The sequence below is a fragment of the Pseudomonas sp. St290 genome (assembly GCF_018325805.1).
Lineage (GTDB): Bacteria > Pseudomonadota > Gammaproteobacteria > Pseudomonadales > Pseudomonadaceae > Aquipseudomonas > Aquipseudomonas bijieensis.
On sequence record NZ_AP014703.1, the window covers coordinates 1,101,186 to 1,117,256 of the forward strand.

The following is a 16,071-nucleotide window of genomic DNA, read 5'->3' on the forward strand; positions in this document are numbered from 1 at the left end:
GAAAAGTTTGCTCGCGATTGCGGTGTATCAACCAGCCTATATGTTGGATGTACCTGCCTCATCGCGAGCAAGCTTTGCTCCCACACCCGCCTTGGGCGAGGACAAAAATGAGGGATGCACCATGCCAGTCGCAGTGATTCAAATGGTCAGCCAAAGCGATGTGCTCGCCAACCTGGCGCGCGCCCGTGTGCTGCTGGAGCAGGCTGCCGCCGGCGGCGCGAGGCTGGCAGTGCTGCCCGAGAATTTTGCCGCGATGGGACGCCGGGACATCGCCGAGATCGGTCGTGCCGAAGCCTTTGGTCAGGGACCGATCCTGCCCTGGTTGAAACAGGTCGCCCGTGACCTCAAGTTATGGATTGTGGCCGGCACGTTGCCGTTACCGCCGGTGGATCAGCCCGAGGCCAGGTCCCATGCCTGTTCGTTGCTGGTGGACGACCAAGGCCAGATCGTCGCGCGCTACGACAAGCTGCACCTGTTCGATGTGGATGTGGCGGACAATCGCGGGCGCTATCGCGAGTCGGATGACTATGCTTATGGTGCCAACGTGGTGGTTGCCGATACTCCAGTGGGGCGGGTGGGCCTGACGGTCTGTTATGACTTGCGGTTCCCGGAGCTCTACAGCGAGCTGCGAGCTGCCGGGGCCGAGCTGATCACGGCGCCCTCGGCGTTCACCGCGGTGACTGGCGCCGCCCATTGGGACGTGCTGATCCGCGCCCGGGCGATCGAGACCCAGTGCTATGTGCTGGCGGCTGCCCAGGGCGGCCTGCATCCGGGGCCACGGGAAACCTTTGGCCATGCCGCGATTGTCGACCCGTGGGGCCGCGTGCTGGCACAACAGGATCAAGGCGAGGCCGTGCTGCTGGCCGAGCGCGACAACAATGAACAGGCGTCCATCCGGGCGCGCATGCCGGTGGCTAGCCATCGGCGCTTTTTCTCGCAGGGCGCTCGACAGCGACCTGTCCAAGACGACGAATTCAAGGCGTAAATCATATGAGCGGGTTGTTGTCCTCAGTCAGTGAACACCTTTTAGCCCCCGGCGGCGTAACCCTCGAAAGCCTGCAAGGCGTGCTGGGCGACCTGGCCGGCCCGGGCATCGATGCCGCCGACCTGTATTTCCAGGGGCAGATCTCCGAGTCCTGGTCGCTGGAAGACGGCATCGTCAAGGAAGGCAGTTTCAACCTTGACCAGGGCGTGGGCGTGCGCGCCCAGTCCGGGGAAAAGACCGGTTTTGCCTATAGCAACGCCATCACCCTCGAAGCCCTCGGTGCCGCTGCCCGTGCGGCCCGCTCGATCTCCCGGGCCGGGCAGAATGGCACGGTCCAGGCGTTCAGCAGCCAGGACGTGGCGCAGTTGTATGCGCCGGACAACCCGCTGGAAGTCATGAGCCGCGCCGAAAAAGTCGAGTTGCTCAAGCGCATCGACGTCGCGACCCGGGCCCTCGACCCGCGCATCCAGCAAGTGACGGTGAGCATGGCCGGGGTCTGGGAACGGATCCTCGTGGCCTCCACCGACGGCGGCCTGGCGGCGGACGTGCGGCCCCTGGTGCGGTTCAACGTCAGCGTGATCGTCGAGCAGAACGGTCGTCGTGAGCGTGGCGGCCATGGCGGCGGTGGACGCACCGACTACCGTTATTTCCTCAGCGAAGACCGCGCCATGGGTTACGCCCGCGAAGCGCTGCGCCAGGCGCTGGTCAACCTGGAGGCGATCCCGGCCCCGGCCGGTACATTGCCGGTGGTATTGGGTTCCGGCTGGTCCGGCGTGCTCCTGCACGAAGCGGTGGGGCACGGCCTGGAAGGCGATTTCAACCGCAAGGGCAGCTCGGCCTACAGCGGGCGCATGGGTGAAATGGTCGCCTCGAAACTCTGCACCATTGTCGATGACGGCACCCTGGCCGGACGTCGCGGTTCCCTGAGCGTCGATGACGAAGGCACGCCGACCGAGTGCACCACGCTGATCGAGAACGGCGTGCTCAAGGGCTACATGCAAGACAAGCTCAACGCCCGCCTGATGGGCGTGGCCCGTACCGGCAACGGTCGCCGCGAATCCTACGCGCACCTGCCGATGCCGCGCATGACCAACACCTACATGCTGGGTGGCCAAAGCGATCCGGCGGAAATCATTGCCTCGGTGAAAAAAGGCATCTATTGCGCCAACCTCGGCGGTGGCCAAGTGGACATCACCAGCGGCAAGTTCGTGTTCTCCACCAGCGAGGCCTACCTGATCGAGGACGGCAAGATCACCGCGCCGGTCAAGGGCGCGACCCTGATCGGCAATGGGCCGGAGGCGATGAGCAAGGTGTCGATGGTCGGTAACGACCTGGCGCTGGACAGTGGCGTGGGGACGTGTGGCAAGGATGGGCAATCGGTGCCGGTAGGCGTCGGCCAACCGACCCTGAAGATCGATGCGATTACCGTGGGTGGCACGGGCGCATGAAAATGCTCAGGGGCTTGCGCGAGTCATCGTGGCGAGGGAGCTTGCTCCCGCTGGGCTACGCAGTAGCCCCGATGCGGTTGCTGCGCAACCGAGCGGGAGCAAGCTCCCTCGCCACGGAAACCTCTTGCAGGAGGGTAAAGCTGTTAGTGATCAGCGCAAGCCGCGTTGAGTCTCGTCCAGCTCACGGATGTATTTGAAGATTTTACGGCTCGAGGCTGGTGGCTTGTTTTGCGCCAGTTCGTGCTGGGCCTGACGGATCAGGGAGCGCAATTGCTGGCGATCGGCCTCCGGGTAGTCGATGACGAATTTTTCCAGCACACCGTCATCGCCGGCGATCAAGCGATCGCGCCAGCGTTCCAGGTTATGGAAGCGTTCGTTGTACTGCCGGGTGGAGGCATCGAGTTGATCGAGCAGAACCAGGATGGCGTCAGTGTCCTGATCGCGCATCAGTTTGCCGATGAATTGCAGGTGCCGTTTACGCGCGATATTCGCGGTGTGCTTGGGCGCATCGGCCAGGGCCCGGCGCAAGGCGTCGGTCAAAGGCAGTTTGGCCAGCAAGTCAGGCTTGAGTGTTGTCAGGCGCTCGCCGAGGTCAACCAGAGCATGCAGCTCGCGTTTGACCTGGGATTTGCTTTTTTCACCCTCGTAGAGGGAGTCGTCGTAAGAATCAACCATGGTGGCAGTCCGCAAAGAAACGCCGCCATGATAACCAGTCGGGGGCCGCTTGTCCGGCCCGGTCGCTCGAAGGCCATTACCGAGAGCAGAATTTGAGTGGAGAACACCATGAGTGCAGTTCAGAGCGTCGGCCCGCAAGCATTGCCGGCACTGCAGGAACAAGTCGAGCAGATCCTTGCCGAAGCCAAGCGACAGGGCGCCAGTGCCTGTGAGGTGGCGGTGTCCCTGGAGCAGGGGCTGTCGACCTCGGTGCGCCAGCGCGAGGTGGAAACCGTCGAATTCAATCGCGACCAGGGCTTTGGCATCACCTTGTACGTGGGCCAGCGCAAGGGCTCGGCCAGCACCTCGGCCAGCGGTCCGGAGGCCATTCGTGAAACCGTCGCCGCGGCACTGGCGATTGCCAAGCACACCTCCGAAGACGAAGCCTCGGGCCTGGCCGACGCCGCACTGATGTGCAAGGAACAGCGAGACTTCGACCTGTTCCACGCCTGGGACATCACCCCTGAACAGGCCATCGAGCAGGCACTGCGCTGCGAAGCGGCGGCATTCGATGCCGACTCGCGGATCAAGAACGCCGACGGCACGACGCTCAATACTCACCAGGGCTGCCGGGTCTACGGTAACAGCCACGGCTTCATCGGCGGTTATGCGTCGACCCGCCACAGCCTCAGTTGCGTCATGATCGCCGAAGCCGACGGCCAGATGCAGCGCGATTACTGGTATGACGTGAACCGCCAGGGCACCCTGCTGGCGGACCCGGTAAGCATCGGCCAGAAAGCAGCGCAACGGGCAGCCAGCCGCCTGGGCGCGCGGCCGGTGCCGACCTGCGAAGTGCCGGTGCTGTTTGCCGCCGAGCTGGCCGGTGGCTTGTTTGGCAGCTTCCTGTCGGCGGTGTCCGGCGGCAACCTGTACCGCAAATCGTCGTTCCTCGAGGGCGCCCTGGGCCAGAAACTGTTTCCGGAATGGATGACCATCGACGAACGTCCGCACCTGATGCAGGCCATGGGCAGTTCGGCGTTCGACGGCGATGGCCTGGCCACCTACGCCAAGCCGTTCGTGGAAAACGGCGAACTGGTGTCCTACATCCTCGGCACCTATTCGGGCCGCAAGCTCGGCATGCCGAGTACGGCCAATGCCGGTGGCGTGCATAACCTGTTCGTGACCCATGGCGAAGAAGACCAGGCGGCCTTGCTGCGACGCATGGGGCGTGGCCTGCTGGTGACCGAACTGATGGGCCACGGCCTGAACATGGTCACCGGGGACTATTCCCGTGGCGCGGCGGGTTTCTGGGTCGAGAATGGCGAGATCCAGTTCCCGGTCCAGGAAGTGACCATCGCCGGGAACATGCGCGATATGTTCAAGCAGATCCTGGCCGTGGGCAACGACCTGGAACTGCGCAGCAACATCCGCACGGGCTCGGTGCTGATCGAGCGGATGATGGTGGCGGGTAGCTGATACTCATCCCATAGAAAAAGGCGCGTCATCCGCTGGGTGACGCGCCTTTTTTGTGTCCGCGGAAATCCTTGTGGCGAGGGGATTTATCCCCGCTGGGGTGCGAAGCGCCCCCAAAAAACTGACACAGCGGTGCGTCTGGAAGATTGTTGGGGGGCCGCTACGCGCCCCAGCGGGGATAAATCCCCTCGCCACAATGCGATCTTCATCAGGCTTGTGTTGCTTCTTATTATCATCTAATAATGAATCTCATTCGCCGAGCGAGCCCCCGGTCATGAGTTCTGCCCTGCACGAACAACCCTACCTTGAAAGCTGGCGCTGGATGAGTCGCCAGATCCGTTGCGCGCTGAACCCCGACGAGCCGCGGCTGATCGAGCACTACCTGGCTGAGGGCCGCTATCTGGCCTGCTGCACCACGACATCGCCGTGGATGATTTCCGAAACCGCCTTGCGCTTGTTGCTCGACACCGCCTCCGACGTCGCGCTGCCCTGGCATTGGCGCAATCTCTGCCTCGACCAGGCCTGGCGCCCCTTGCGCGACCTCGAACGACAATCACTGTGCCGCTGCCGCCTCGAGCGCTGGCAGCGCCATGCCTGGGCGCTGGCGACCTGCGCCCTGGAGCCGTCGATTTCTCTTATTGAACTGGTGCAAGGATCTCCCGATGAGTAATACCCGTATCGAACGCGACAGCATGGGCGAACTGCAAGTCCCGGTGGACGCCCTCTACGGTGCACAGACCCAGCGTGCTGTGGATAACTTCCCGGTCAGCGGCCAGCGCATGCCGGCGCAGTTCATCCGCGCCCTGATCCTGGCCAAGGCGGCGGCCGCCCGGGCCAACGTAGAACTGGAGCAAATCAGTCCAGCCCAGGGCAAGGCCATCGTCGATGCGTCCCTGGGGCTGCTCGAAGGCCGGTTCATGGACCATTTTCCGGTGGACATCTTCCAGACCGGCTCCGGCACCAGCTCCAACATGAACGCCAACGAAGTGATCGCCACCCTCGCCAGTCGCCTGCTGGGAGAAGTGATCAATCCGAACGACCACGTCAATTGCGGCCAGAGCAGCAACGACATCATCCCCACCAGCATTCATGTCAGCGCTGCGCTGGCCTTGCATGAGCAGTTGCTGCCGGCGCTGTTGCACCTGGTGCAGGTGATCGAGCGCAAGGCCGAACAGGTCCACCCGTTCATCAAGACCGGCCGCACCCACCTGATGGATGCCATGCCGGTGCGCCTGAGCCAGGTGCTAGACGGTTGGGCGCAGCAGCTCAAGGCCAATATCGGTCACTTGCAGGATTTGCTCCCGAGCCTGCAATCCCTGGCCCAGGGCGGCACGGCGGTCGGTACCGGGGTCAACGCCCATCCACGCTTCGCCGAACTGTTCAGCCAACAACTGACGCAATTGACCCAGGTGCAATTCACCCCGGGCAAGAACCTGTTCGCGCTGATCGGTTCCCAGGACACCGCCGTTGCGGTTTCCGGGCAGCTCAAGACCACCGCCGTGTCGCTGATGAAAATCGCCAACGACCTGCGCTGGATGAATTCCGGACCGTTGGCGGGCCTGGGGGAGATCGAACTCGAAGGCCTGCAGCCGGGTTCCTCGATCATGCCCGGCAAGGTCAATCCGGTGATTCCGGAGGCCACCGCGATGGTTGCGGCCCAGGTGATCGGCAACGACACGGTGATCACTATCGCCGGTCAATCGGGCAACTTCGAATTGAACGTGATGCTGCCGATCATTGCCCAGAACCTGCTGAGCAGCATCGCCCTGATGTCCACCGCCAGCCGCTTGCTGGCGGACAAGGCCATCGCCACATTCAAGGTCAACGAGGCCAGACTCAAGGAAGCGTTGTCACGCAACCCGATCCTGGTGACCGCCCTGAATCCGATCATCGGTTACCAGAAGGCCGCTGAAATCGCCAAGAAGGCTTACCAGCAAGGCCGGCCGGTCATCGATGTCGCCCTGGAACACACCGACCTGACACGCAGCGAACTCGAAGTCCTGCTGGACCCGGAGAAGCTCACCGCCGGCGGCGTGTAATCCCGACACCTGTGTGGAGGACTCATCATGGAACACTGGAAACGTACGATCGAACGGGCCAATCGCTGTTTCATGCAGGGTGAGCTGGTAGATGCCCGCGAAGCCTACCTGCAAGCCCTGGCCCTGGCACAGGTGCTGTTCGAGCGCTGGGCGGATGCCGACGAAGCCGTGGCCGCCTGCGTCGTCTCCCACCACAACCTGGCGGACCTGCACTTGCGCCTGAACCAGCCGGAGGAGAGCGCCGAGTACTTGTGTGCGATCCACCAACGGTTGTTGCAGACGATCCAGGACGAACGTCTGGCGCCGGCCCTGCGCGCCGCCGCGCTGCGCCAGAGCCACAAGACCTATGTCGAACTGCTGAGTTTCATCAGCGAGCACGGTGAATACCCTCGCACCCAGCGCCTGCTGCACTGCAACGCCGCCAAGCCCCGGCAGCGCAATGCCCCTCTTCACCATGGAGTTCATTGAAAATGGCTTTTACCTTGCCTGCATTGCCCTACGCCTACGACGCCCTGGAACCGCACATCGATGCGCAAACCATGGAGATCCACTACACCAAGCATCACCAGACCTATATCAATAACCTCAACGCGGCGGTGGACGGCACTGAATACGCCGGGTGGCCCATCGAAAAGCTGGTGTCCAGCGTGGAACAGTTGCCGCCAAGCCTGCGGGCTGCGGTGATCAACCAGGGCGGTGGTCATGCCAACCATTCGTTGTTCTGGGAAGTGATGACGCCTCAGGGCGGCGGCCAGCCCGAGGGCGCCCTGGCGGCGGCGATCGAGGCGCAACTGGGCGGTATCGAGCGTTTCAAGGAAGCCTTCACCAAAGCGGCGCTGACCCGTTTCGGCAGCGGCTGGGCCTGGTTGAGCGTGACTGCGCAAAAGACCCTGGTGGTAGAAAGCAGCGGCAACCAGGACAGCCCGCTGATGAACGGCAACACACCGATTCTTGGCCTGGACGTCTGGGAGCACGCCTATTACCTGCGCTACCAGAACCGTCGTCCGGAATACATCAGCGCCTTCTACAACGTGATCAACTGGCCTGAGGTCGCCCGGCGCTACCAGGCTGCGCTGGCTACGAGCCCTTCCTGAAAATAACCCAAGGCTGACTATGGATACTCAAACACTGGCGATTGGAAGCGGACGGATGTTCCGCTATGCCTTGGGATCGTTGTTGCTGTTGGCCGGGATGACGTTGTTGGCGGCGCAGGGCCTGGCATGGCTGGACCTGGAGCCAAGGCTGTTGCGTGCGCTCGAGGGCGGCGGGCTGTGCGCCTTGGGCACCGCGCTGGGGGCCGTGCCGGTGTTGGTCATCCGGCGCATGCCCCAGGCCGTCAGCGATTTGTTGCTGGGCTTCGGTGCCGGGGTGATGCTCGCCGCCACGGCATTTTCGCTGATCGTGCCGGGCATTGCGGCGGCCGAGCAGTTGGGGCTAACCCCTTGGGCCTCCAGCGGTCTCATCAGTTTCGGCATTCTATTGGGCGCGTTCGGGCTGTACCTGGTGGACCGCAAGGTCTCGGCCAGCCCCGAAAGGCTTGTCGCGGTATCAGGACGGCCGATCATTGCGCCGAGGATATGGTTATTCGTGTTTGCCATCATCGCCCACAACATTCCCGAGGGCATGGCGGTGGGTGTGTCGGCGGGTGGCGGTATGCCGGATGCCGACAGCCTGGCGATGGGTATCGCCTTGCAGGATGTACCCGAGGGGCTGGTGATCGCCCTGGTGCTGGCTGCGGCGGGAATGTCGCGGGTCAAGGCATTCCTGATTGGCGCGGCGTCAGGGCTGGTCGAACCAGCGTTCGCGCTGCTGTGCGCCTGGTTGGTGAGCCTGGCCGAGATGCTCTTGCCCTTGGGGCTGGCGTTGGCAGCCGGGGCGATGCTCTTGGTGGTGACTCACGAGGTCATTCCCGAATCCCGTCGCAATGGCCACGAGAAACTGGCAAGCCTGGGGCTGTTGGTGGGGTTTTGTCTGATGATGGTGCTGGATACTGCGTTGGCGTGACAAGCGACGGGGCGTGAACACCGGCATCTGTGCTGGCGTGGTTTATCCGTGGCGAGGGGATCTGTGGGAGCAAGGCTTGCCCGCGATGCAGGCGCTGCGATTGTGCAGGTCAGCCGAGTTATCGTTCATCGCGAGCAAGCTTTGCTCCCACAAGAAATCCTCTCGTCACAATGAGTCTGCCCTGAGCTTGGGTCGGTTACTCGCCTTCGTCGAAGTATCTGTTGATCAAGTCCACCAGGGCATCCATCGCTTCTTGCGCTTGCTCCCCTTCAGTGCTCAGGTGGATCTTGGTGCCCTTGCCGGCGGCGAGCATCATCATCGCCATAATGCTTTTACCGTCGACCGCCGTCTCGGGTGTGCGGCCAACCCTGATGGTGGTGTCCTGGAACTGGCCGGCAACCCCGACGAACTTGGCCGACGCTCGGGCATGCAAACCCAGCTTGTTGATGATTTCAATTTCCCGAGCAGGCATCGCGATGTGAATCCTTTAGCTGAGGTCGCGGTGGCGAACCTGGACATTCTTCAGGGATTGTTGCAGGAGTTGGCCCAGGCGTTCGGTCAGGTAGACGGAGCGGTGATGGCCGCCGGTGCAACCGATGGCGATCGTGACATAGGCCCGGTTGCTCGCGGCAAAGCGGGGCAGCCATTTGAGCAGGTAGCTGGAGATGTCCTGGTACATTTCCTCGACATCCGGCTGTGCGGCCAGGTAGTCGATCACCGGCTGGTCGAGCCCGGACTGCTCGCGCAATTCCGGTTTCCAATAAGGGTTGGGCAGGCAGCGCACATCGAATACCAGGTCGGCGTCTACTGGCATGCCACGCTTGAAGCCGAACGACTCCACCAGGAACGCCGTGCCCGGCTCCGGCTGGTTGAGCAGGCGCAGCTTGATCGTGTCGCGCAACTGATACAGGTTCAGGTGCGTGGTGTTGACCTTCAGGTCCGCCAGGTCGGCGATTGGCCCCAACAGCTGGCTTTCATCCTCGATGGCTTCGGCCAGGGAGCGGTTGGCATTGCTCAGCGGATGGCGCCGACGGGTTTCGGAAAAGCGCTTGAGCAGTGTCTCTTCATCGGCATCCAGGTACAGCACGTCGCACTGGATATGCCGGCTGCGCACTTCCTCGAGCAGTTCAGGAAAACGCGACAGGTGGCTTGGCAGGTTGCGCGCATCGATGGACACCGCCACCAGCGGCTGCGCCAGCTCGGTGTGGATCAGGGCGCGCTCGGCCAGTTCCGGCAGCAGGCCGGCGGGCAGGTTGTCGATGCAATAGTAGCCGCTGTCCTCAAGCACATTGAGGGCAGTGCTTTTACCGGAGCCGGAGCGGCCACTGACGATGATCATGCGCATTTTTAATGACCGTTCTGCTCGTCCAGGACCACCTGGTACAAAGCTTCGTTACTCGGTGCGCTGCGCAGTTTTTCGCGCACTTCCTTGCGGTCCAGCATGCTGGCAATCTGGCGCAGCAGCTCGAGGTGCGCATCGGTCGCCGCTTCCGGTACCAGCAATACAAACAGCAGGTCGACCGGGGCGCCGTCGATGGCGTCGAAATCTATGGCGGCTTCAAGGTGCAGCAGTGCGCTGATCGGTGCGGCACAACCCTTGAGGCGGCAGTGGGGAATGGCGATACCGTTGCCAAAACCGGTGGAACCGAGTTTTTCACGGGCAACCAGGGCCTCGAAGACGTCCTGCATTTCCAGATCCGGCACTTCGCGGTGGATCAGGTTGGCAATTTGTTCGAGGGCTTTCTTTTTACTGCCACCCGGCGCGTTCACCAGGGAACGGCCGGGGGTCAGGATGGATTCTAGTCGGATCATGGATTGGGGGGGTTAACGACCGGTTGCGCCCTGGAGGAGGCTCTGGGTCTTTTCCTTATGCTTTTTGAGTTGGCGATCCAGCTTGTCGGTCAGCAGGTCAATCGCGGCATACATGTCTGTGTGCTCTGCGTTGGCAACCACTTCTCCGCCGGGGATATGCAGCGTGGCTTCGATTTTCTGCAGCAGCTTCTCGACGTTCATCGTGACCTGCACGTTGGTGATCTTGTCGAAATGCCTCTCCAATCGGTCGAGTTTTTCGCCGATGTAGGTGCGCAGGGGTTCGGTCACTTCCAGTTGGTGTCCACTGATGTTGACTTGCATACAGCTTCTCCTTCGTTGCCAGTGCATAAAGCGGCAGGCAGAAATGCCTGCCACTGGAACGCTGTGGCGTGGCCCGTTACATCAACCGCTTGCGTTCGCTCGAAGGCGCGATCCCGAGGGATTCGCGGTATTTGGCGACGGTGCGGCGGGCCACCTGAATGCCTTGTGCCTCCAGTAAACCAGCGATCTTGCTGTCACTCAACGGCTTTTTCTGATTTTCCGCGGCCACCAGTTTTTTGATGATCGCGCGGATGGCCGTGGACGAGCATTCGCCGCCTTCGGAGGTGCTGACGTGGCTGGAGAAAAAGTATTTCAATTCATAGATGCCCCGAGGGGTATGCATGAATTTCTGGGTGGTTACCCGGGAAATCGTCGACTCGTGCATGCCCACTGCCTCGGCAATGTCATGCAGGACCAACGGTTTCATCGCTTCGTCGCCATACTCCAGGAAGCCGCGCTGATGCTCGACGATCTGGGTGGCCACTTTCATCAGGGTTTCGTTGCGGCTTTGCAGGCTCTTGATGAACCAGCGCGCTTCCTGCAACTGGTTGCGCATGAAGGTGTTGTCGGCGCTGGTGTCGGCGCGTTTCACGAATCCGGCGTACTGGGCGTTGACCCGCAGCTTGGGCACCGACTCCTGGTTGAGCTCCACCAGCCAGCGATCGTTGTGCTTGCGCACGATCACGTCGGGGACCACGTATTCGGGTTCGGTGGATTCGATCTGCGAGCCGGGGCGTGGGTTGAGGCTCTGCACCAGTTCGATGACCTGGCGCAGCTCATCTTCCTTGAGCTTCATGCGCCGCATCAGTTGGCTGTAGTCGCGGCCACCCAGCAGGTCGATGTAATCGGTGACCAGTCGCTTGGCTTCGGTCAGCCAGGGTGTCTTGGCGGACAACTGGCGCAGTTGCAGCAACAGGCACTCGCCCAGGTTGCGGGCGCCGATGCCGGCTGGCTCGAACTGCTGGATGCGATGCAGGACAGCTTCGATCTCGTCCAGCTCGATGTCGAGCTCGGGGTCGAAGGCTTCGAGGATTTCCTCGAGGGTCTCGTCCAGGTAGCCCTGGTTGTTGATGCAATCGATCAGGGTCACGGCGATCAGGCGATCGGTGTCGGACATCGGTGCCAGGTTCAGTTGCCACAGCAGGTGGCTTTGCAGACTCTCGCCGGCCGAGGTGCGGGTGGTGAAGTCCCACTCGTCGTCATCGCTGCTCGGCAGGTTGCTGGCGCTGGTCTGGTAGACGTCTTCCCAGGCCGTGTCCACGGGTAGTTCGTTGGGGATGCGTTCGTTCCATTCGCCATCCTCGAGGTTATCCACCGTCGGGGCGGCTTCCTGGTAGGACGGTTCCGGGATTTCGGTGTTGGTCTTCTGCTCGACGTTGTCGGCCAGCGGATCGGTGTTGTCGAAGTCGTCGCCTTCTTCCTGGCGTTCGAGCATCGGATTGGACTCCAGGGCCTCCTGGATTTCCTGTTGCAGGTCCAGGGTCGACAATTGGAGCAGGCGGATGGCCTGTTGCAGCTGCGGTGTCATCGTCAGCTGCTGGCCCATTCTCAAGACTAGCGATGGTTTCATGGCAGGGGCTTAACACCTTATTCGCCGGCGCACATGCGCCATCCACTACAGGGCGCCGAGGCGCCAAACTTAAGCAAATTATATGCCTGAAACTGAAGTGTTTGCCTAGAGCGTCGCCATAATAAAATTAAACGACGCTCGAGCGATTCGCCAGACACTTGTGCTTACAGGCGGAACTCGTGGCCCAGATACACTTCCTTGACCAGGTCATTGGCCAGGATGGCTGCGGAATCGCCTTCGGCGATCAGCTGGCCGTCATTGACAATGTAGGCGGTTTCGCAGATATCCAACGTCTCGCGCACGTTGTGGTCGGTGATCAGCACGCCGATTCCCTTGGCCTTGAGGTGATGGATGATCTGCTTGATGTCGCCCACCGAGATCGGGTCCACGCCGGCGAACGGTTCGTCGAGCAGTATGAACTTCGGCGCGGTGGCCAGGGCGCGGGCGATTTCCACGCGACGCCGTTCGCCACCGGACAGGCTCATGCCCAGGTTGTCGCGAATGTGGCTGATGTGGAACTCCTGCAACAGGCTTTCCAGCTCCTGGCGACGGCCGGCCTTGTCGAGTTCCTTGCGGGTCTCGAGGATCGCCATGATGTTGTCGGCAACCGACAGTTTGCGGAAGATCGACGCTTCTTGCGGCAAATAGCCGATACCGGCCTTCGCCCGGCCGTGCATCGGCTGGTGGCTGACATCCAGATCGTCGATCAGCACGCGGCCCTGATCGGCCTGGACCAGGCCGACGATCATGTAGAAGCAGGTGGTCTTGCCTGCGCCGTTGGGGCCGAGCAGGCCGACGATCTGGCCGCTGTCGATGGACAGGCTGACATCACGCACGACTTGGCGGCTCTTGTAGCTCTTGGCCAGGTGCTGAGCTTTCAGAGTTGCCATTACTGGGCCTTCTGTTCGGTTTTCTTTTTCGGCTGGATCACCATATCGATCCGCGGACGCGACTCGGTCACCTTGCTGCCGGTGGCGCGACCGGCGCTGGCGAGTTTCTTGTTGGTGTCGTAGACGATCTTCTCGCCTTGGGTCACGTTGTTGTCCTTGTCGACCACCTTGGCACGGTCGATCAGCACGACGCGATCCTGGGAGGCGTGGTACTGGATGGTTACCCCGTAGCCCTGCACAGGCTTGGTGTCGCCCGCGGTTTGCAACTGCTCGAAATAGGCCAGGTTGCCCACCGAGGTCACTACGTCGATATCGCCGGACTGGGTGCGGGTGATGGTCACGGTATTGCCGGTAACCTTCATCGAGCCCTGGGTGATGATCACGTCGCCTTTATAGGTGGCGACGCCATTCTTGTCGTCGAGCTGGGCATCGTCGGCCTGGATACGGATAGGTTGGTTGCGGTCGTCGGGAAGAGCCCAGGCGCTCGCGCTTCCCAGTGCTGCGCCCAGACTGAGCAAAATAGGGAGGGTTTTAGCGAGCTTCATACTGTCCTCTTACGTTCGATAGCAGGTGTATCCTGCTTTCCTTCAAATACGCTTTCATTCCCGTGCCGGTCGATACACCCCCGGCGCCGTCGATTCTAACGGGTTGCTCGGTCTGCGCATATTCTTGCTGTGGGAACACGGTCATGCGTGTGCTGGTGATGATGGTCGTACGGTTTTTCTCGTCGGTTCGGGCGACGCGTACCGAGTCGATCAGTTCCACTTCGGTGCCGCCGGAGTTGACTTCGGCGTGCTCGCTCTGCACATGCCACGGAAACTCGGTGCCGCGGAACATGTTCAGGTCCGGCTTGGTCACCAGGGTAATATCAGTGGCCTTCACGTGGTCGACCTTGTCCGAGGTCATCTCGTACTGCACCTTGCCGTCGGGCAGGTACTGCAGGGTGTGCGTGTTGGTCGCGTACCAGTCGATCTTTTCCTCGACCTGGGCCGCAGGCTGGTCGAGAAACTGTTCGGGGCTGATGTTCCAATAGCCCACCGCCGCAAAAATCGCTGCGATACAGCCGAACACCACAATGGTGCGAATCTTCTTGCTCAGCATAAATGGCTCACAGGTACGCGGCGTTGGCCGCTTCGAGGCGGCCCTGGGCGCGCAGGATCAGTTCACAGAATTCGCGGGCCGCACCTTCGCCGCCTCGCGCCGTGGTGACGCCGTGGGCATGCTCGCGTACGAAGCTGGCCGCGTTGGCGACCGCCATGCCCAGGCCGACCCGGCGAATCACCGGCAGGTCTGGCAGGTCGTCACCGAGGTAGGCCACCTGTTCATAGCTTAGGTTGAGTTGCCCCAGAAGCTCGTCCAGCACCACCAGTTTGTCTTCGCGCCCCTGGTAAAGATGCGGGATACCGAGGTTCTTCGCGCGTCGCTCGACCACCGGGGTCTTGCGGCCGCTGATGATAGCGGTCTGCACGCCAGCGGCCATCAACATCTTGATGCCTTGGCCGTCGAGGGTGTTGAACGTCTTGAACTCGCTGCCGTCTTCGAGGAAATACAGGCGTCCGTCGGTCAGTACGCCATCCACATCGAAAACCGCCAGCTTGATGGCTTTGCCGCGTTGCAACAGGTCTGTGTTCATTTACATGACTCCGGCACGCAGCAGATCGTGCATGTTCAGGGCGCCCACCGGACGGTCTTCGTCGTCGACGACCACCAGGGCGCTGATCTTGTGGTCTTCCATGATTTTCAGGGCCTCGGCGGCGAGCATCTCGGCGCGGGCGGTCTTGCCGTGGGGCGTCATGACTTGCTCGATGGTCGCGCTGTGGATGTCGATGGTGCGGTCCAGGGTGCGGCGCAGGTCGCCGTCGGTAAAGATCCCGGCGAGCTTGCCGTCGGCCTCCAGGATAACGGTCATGCCCAGTCCCTTGCGGGTCATCTCCATGAGCGCGTCCTTGAGCAGCGTGCCGCGCAGCACCTGCGGCAACTCCTCGCCGGCGTGCATCACGTTTTCGACTTTCAGCAGCAGGCGACGGCCAAGGGCGCCACCGGGATGGGAGAAAGCGAAGTCTTCGGCGGTGAAGCCCCGGGCTTCCAGCAGCGCCACGGCCAGGGCATCGCCCATGACCAGGGCGGCGGTAGTGGAGGAGGTCGGTGCCAGGTTCAACGGGCAGGCTTCGTGCTCGACATGGACATTGAGATTCACTTCGGCGGCCTTGGCCAGCGGCGAGTCCGGGTTGCCGGTGATGCTGATCAACTGGATGCCCAGGCGCTTGATCAGCGGCAGCAGGGTGATGATCTCATTGGTGGAGCCGGAGTTGGACAGGGCCAGGATGATGTCGTCCCGGGTGATCATGCCCATGTCCCCGTGGCTGGCTTCGGCCGGATGGACAAAAAAAGCCGTGGTGCCGGTACTGGCGAGCGTGGCGGCGATCTTGTTGCCGATGTGCCCGGACTTGCCCATGCCGACCACGACCACGCGGCCCTTGCTGGCCAGAATCATCTCGCAGGCGCGTACGAAATCAGCGTCGATATGGGGCAGCAAGCCTTGCACGGCTTCGAGCTCGAGGCGGATGGTACGTTGTGCCGATTGAATCAGGTCGCTGGATTGGCTCATGTCAGAAATCGTATAGCCCGATGAAAAGGCGGCGATTATAGCGGCAATGAACAATTCCCTCACGTAAGTTCGTCATGCTTTGTTCGAGGAGCCGCAATGTTCGACATAAAATGTAGCTTTTTACCTTAAGCCAGGCTTAACGGACGGGGAGGTGGCCTTGGGCGCTTGGCTGTTGCAGTGATATAGTTCGCCGCCGGTTCGCACGCCCGGCGGTACCGGCGCTTGTCGGCTGCCAGGGCATTCGAATGTGAGGCTGCATCGCAAGGA

19 protein-coding genes are annotated in these 16,071 nt (G+C 61.8%); 8 read left to right on the plus strand and 11 right to left on the minus strand.

Annotated features, from left to right (window positions below; all coding sequences use genetic code 11):
- Positions 1–121 precede the first annotated feature (121 nt).
- Together PBDP_RS04625 and tldD are read left to right on the plus strand one after the other, a co-directional pair.
- The gene (locus PBDP_RS04625; protein WP_109753540.1) at positions 122–985 is read left to right on the plus strand and encodes a carbon-nitrogen hydrolase family protein; all 864 of its coding nucleotides are present in this window, start codon (positions 122–124) and stop codon (positions 983–985) included.
- Between the two features lie 5 nt (positions 986–990).
- Complete coding sequence (gene tldD, locus PBDP_RS04630; RefSeq protein ID WP_072341241.1) at positions 991–2,433, plus strand: metalloprotease TldD; 1,443 nt, start codon at positions 991–993, stop codon at positions 2,431–2,433.
- A 150-nt stretch (positions 2,434–2,583) separates the two neighbouring features.
- Here the strand turns inward: tldD and yjgA are convergent, their stop codons facing one another.
- Positions 2,584–3,108 carry a ribosome biogenesis factor YjgA gene (gene yjgA / locus PBDP_RS04635; RefSeq protein ID WP_003197830.1) on the minus strand — a complete coding sequence of 175 codons (525 nt, stop codon included), beginning with the start codon at positions 3,106–3,108 and terminating at the stop codon, positions 2,584–2,586.
- A 108-nt stretch (positions 3,109–3,216) separates the two neighbouring features.
- On the opposite strand from yjgA, the gene pmbA reads away from it, so the two are divergent.
- The 6 genes from pmbA (at position 3,217) to PBDP_RS04665 (ending at position 8,603) form a co-directional block, all read left to right on the plus strand.
- Positions 3,217–4,563 carry a metalloprotease PmbA gene (gene pmbA, locus PBDP_RS04640; RefSeq protein ID WP_163855304.1) on the plus strand — a complete coding sequence of 449 codons (1,347 nt, stop codon included), beginning with the start codon at positions 3,217–3,219 and terminating at the stop codon, positions 4,561–4,563.
- Positions 4,564–4,834: 271 nt separating this feature from the next.
- Positions 4,835–5,230 carry a FagA protein gene (locus tag PBDP_RS04645; RefSeq protein WP_109753544.1) on the plus strand — a complete coding sequence of 132 codons (396 nt, stop codon included), beginning with the start codon at positions 4,835–4,837 and terminating at the stop codon, positions 5,228–5,230.
- Complete coding sequence (locus PBDP_RS04650) at positions 5,223–6,599, plus strand: class II fumarate hydratase (RefSeq protein ID WP_176688618.1); 1,377 nt, start codon at positions 5,223–5,225, stop codon at positions 6,597–6,599. The genes PBDP_RS04645 and PBDP_RS04650 overlap by 8 nt, the downstream gene beginning before the upstream one ends.
- A gap of 27 nt (positions 6,600–6,626) precedes the next feature.
- Complete coding sequence (locus PBDP_RS04655; protein WP_163855302.1) at positions 6,627–7,067, plus strand: DUF2753 family protein; 441 nt, start codon at positions 6,627–6,629, stop codon at positions 7,065–7,067.
- Positions 7,068–7,069: 2 nt separating this feature from the next.
- A complete protein-coding gene (locus PBDP_RS04660; protein WP_163855300.1) occupies positions 7,070–7,693 on the plus strand; it encodes a superoxide dismutase in 624 nt (207 codons plus the stop codon).
- A 19-nt stretch (positions 7,694–7,712) separates the two neighbouring features.
- Positions 7,713–8,603 carry a ZIP family metal transporter gene (locus tag PBDP_RS04665; RefSeq protein WP_212801884.1) on the plus strand — a complete coding sequence of 297 codons (891 nt, stop codon included), beginning with the start codon at positions 7,713–7,715 and terminating at the stop codon, positions 8,601–8,603.
- 196 nt (positions 8,604–8,799) lie between these two features.
- Here PBDP_RS04665 and PBDP_RS04670 read toward each other — a convergent pair whose 3' ends face one another.
- From PBDP_RS04670 to PBDP_RS04715, 10 genes are all read right to left on the minus strand, one after another.
- Entirely contained in the window at positions 8,800–9,075 is a 276-nt protein-coding gene (locus PBDP_RS04670; RefSeq protein WP_109753549.1) for an HPr family phosphocarrier protein, read from the minus strand.
- Positions 9,076–9,090: 15 nt separating this feature from the next.
- Positions 9,091–9,948 carry an RNase adapter RapZ gene (gene rapZ, locus PBDP_RS04675; protein WP_018613998.1) on the minus strand — a complete coding sequence of 286 codons (858 nt, stop codon included), beginning with the start codon at positions 9,946–9,948 and terminating at the stop codon, positions 9,091–9,093.
- A 2-nt stretch (positions 9,949–9,950) separates the two neighbouring features.
- Entirely contained in the window at positions 9,951–10,415 is a 465-nt protein-coding gene (gene ptsN / locus PBDP_RS04680; protein ID WP_109753550.1) for a PTS IIA-like nitrogen regulatory protein PtsN, read from the minus strand.
- A 12-nt stretch (positions 10,416–10,427) separates the two neighbouring features.
- A complete protein-coding gene (hpf, locus tag PBDP_RS04685) occupies positions 10,428–10,736 on the minus strand; it encodes a ribosome hibernation-promoting factor, HPF/YfiA family (RefSeq protein ID WP_003178005.1) in 309 nt (102 codons plus the stop codon).
- Between the two features lie 76 nt (positions 10,737–10,812).
- A complete protein-coding gene (locus tag PBDP_RS04690; protein WP_109753551.1) occupies positions 10,813–12,306 on the minus strand; it encodes an RNA polymerase factor sigma-54 in 1,494 nt (497 codons plus the stop codon).
- A 164-nt stretch (positions 12,307–12,470) separates the two neighbouring features.
- Positions 12,471–13,196: an LPS export ABC transporter ATP-binding protein gene (gene lptB / locus PBDP_RS04695; protein WP_018614004.1), complete on the minus strand. Its 726-nt coding sequence runs from the start codon at positions 13,194–13,196 to the stop codon at positions 12,471–12,473.
- Complete coding sequence (lptA, locus tag PBDP_RS04700) at positions 13,196–13,741, minus strand: lipopolysaccharide transport periplasmic protein LptA (protein ID WP_109753552.1); 546 nt, start codon at positions 13,739–13,741, stop codon at positions 13,196–13,198. The genes lptB and lptA overlap by 1 nt, the downstream gene beginning before the upstream one ends.
- The gene (gene lptC / locus PBDP_RS04705; RefSeq protein WP_109753553.1) at positions 13,728–14,297 is read right to left on the minus strand and encodes an LPS export ABC transporter periplasmic protein LptC; all 570 of its coding nucleotides are present in this window, start codon (positions 14,295–14,297) and stop codon (positions 13,728–13,730) included. Before lptC ends, lptA begins: the two co-directional genes overlap by 14 nt.
- A gap of 7 nt (positions 14,298–14,304) precedes the next feature.
- Positions 14,305–14,829, minus strand: a complete 525-nt coding sequence (locus PBDP_RS04710) for a KdsC family phosphatase (protein ID WP_109753554.1) — start codon at positions 14,827–14,829, stop codon at positions 14,305–14,307.
- On the minus strand, positions 14,830–15,804 hold the full coding sequence (locus PBDP_RS04715; protein ID WP_109753555.1) for a KpsF/GutQ family sugar-phosphate isomerase: 975 nt from the start codon (positions 15,802–15,804) through the stop codon (positions 14,830–14,832). It lies immediately after the preceding gene.
- Between the last annotated feature and the right edge of the window lie 267 nt (positions 15,805–16,071).

What these genes read in the sequence shown, in the direction of transcription:
- PBDP_RS04690 (WP_109753551.1), bottom strand. Translation starts at nt 12,306, where the DNA reads ATGAAACCATCGCTAGTCTTGAGAATGGGCCAGCAGCTGACGATGACA.
- lptC (WP_109753553.1), bottom strand. Translation starts at nt 14,297, where the DNA reads ATGCTGAGCAAGAAGATTCGCACCATTGTGGTGTTCGGCTGTATCGCA.
- PBDP_RS04670 (WP_109753549.1), bottom strand. Translation starts at nt 9,075, where the DNA reads ATGCCTGCTCGGGAAATTGAAATCATCAACAAGCTGGGTTTGCATGCC.
- tldD (WP_072341241.1), top strand. Translation starts at nt 991, where the DNA reads ATGAGCGGGTTGTTGTCCTCAGTCAGTGAACACCTTTTAGCCCCCGGC.
- pmbA (WP_163855304.1), top strand. Translation starts at nt 3,217, where the DNA reads ATGAGTGCAGTTCAGAGCGTCGGCCCGCAAGCATTGCCGGCACTGCAG.
- PBDP_RS04665 (WP_212801884.1), top strand. Translation starts at nt 7,713, where the DNA reads ATGGATACTCAAACACTGGCGATTGGAAGCGGACGGATGTTCCGCTAT.
- hpf (WP_003178005.1), bottom strand. Translation starts at nt 10,736, where the DNA reads ATGCAAGTCAACATCAGTGGACACCAACTGGAAGTGACCGAACCCCTG.
- rapZ (WP_018613998.1), bottom strand. Translation starts at nt 9,948, where the DNA reads ATGCGCATGATCATCGTCAGTGGCCGCTCCGGCTCCGGTAAAAGCACT.
- lptA (WP_109753552.1), bottom strand. Translation starts at nt 13,741, where the DNA reads ATGAAGCTCGCTAAAACCCTCCCTATTTTGCTCAGTCTGGGCGCAGCA.
- PBDP_RS04660 (WP_163855300.1), top strand. Translation starts at nt 7,070, where the DNA reads ATGGCTTTTACCTTGCCTGCATTGCCCTACGCCTACGACGCCCTGGAA.
- yjgA (WP_003197830.1), bottom strand. Translation starts at nt 3,108, where the DNA reads ATGGTTGATTCTTACGACGACTCCCTCTACGAGGGTGAAAAAAGCAAA.
- PBDP_RS04645 (WP_109753544.1), top strand. Translation starts at nt 4,835, where the DNA reads ATGAGTTCTGCCCTGCACGAACAACCCTACCTTGAAAGCTGGCGCTGG.
- PBDP_RS04625 (WP_109753540.1), top strand. Translation starts at nt 122, where the DNA reads ATGCCAGTCGCAGTGATTCAAATGGTCAGCCAAAGCGATGTGCTCGCC.
- PBDP_RS04710 (WP_109753554.1), bottom strand. Translation starts at nt 14,829, where the DNA reads ATGAACACAGACCTGTTGCAACGCGGCAAAGCCATCAAGCTGGCGGTT.
- PBDP_RS04655 (WP_163855302.1), top strand. Translation starts at nt 6,627, where the DNA reads ATGGAACACTGGAAACGTACGATCGAACGGGCCAATCGCTGTTTCATG.
- PBDP_RS04650 (WP_176688618.1), top strand. Translation starts at nt 5,223, where the DNA reads ATGAGTAATACCCGTATCGAACGCGACAGCATGGGCGAACTGCAAGTC.
- PBDP_RS04715 (WP_109753555.1), bottom strand. Translation starts at nt 15,804, where the DNA reads ATGAGCCAATCCAGCGACCTGATTCAATCGGCACAACGTACCATCCGC.
- lptB (WP_018614004.1), bottom strand. Translation starts at nt 13,196, where the DNA reads ATGGCAACTCTGAAAGCTCAGCACCTGGCCAAGAGCTACAAGAGCCGC.
- ptsN (WP_109753550.1), bottom strand. Translation starts at nt 10,415, where the DNA reads ATGATCCGACTAGAATCCATCCTGACCCCCGGCCGTTCCCTGGTGAAC.